Raw genomic sequence first — 324 nt, forward strand, 5'->3', positions numbered from 1 at the left:
ACTGTCATCAAGCACTCTGTCGATGCCGAAGATACGAACCTCGCCGTAGGTGTTGTTGTGTTCGTCGACATAGTTTAGTACTTTCCACTGGTCGTCGTTGGAGTTCCACTTGTAACGCCTGAAGTTCACAAGCGTGTTGAACTCGTCGTAAACAGGAATAGTGACTCGTTCACCATCCCAACCAAGCTGGAAATCTACAAGTGTCTTATCAGTGAGGCCGCGGCGCTCCCGCAGCACGTCACGCAGAGGACCTGTGAGACTCATCAGCTTTTTATGGTAATCATGAACAAGCCCAACCTCAATGTCAGGCCGCGTCGGCTTGGA

Annotated in this window: 1 protein-coding gene; it reads right to left on the reverse strand. The window is 50.9% G+C overall.

Features of this window, described 5'->3' with window-relative positions; all coding sequences use genetic code 11:
* Nucleotides 1-324 (reverse strand): hypothetical protein (locus J4G38_RS28300; protein ID WP_226164170.1); only part of this gene is annotated, 324 nt, incomplete at both ends.

It is taken from the genome of Hymenobacter terricola, from assembly GCF_017921975.2.
In the GTDB taxonomy this organism is placed as follows: domain Bacteria; phylum Bacteroidota; class Bacteroidia; order Cytophagales; family Hymenobacteraceae; genus Hymenobacter; species Hymenobacter terricola.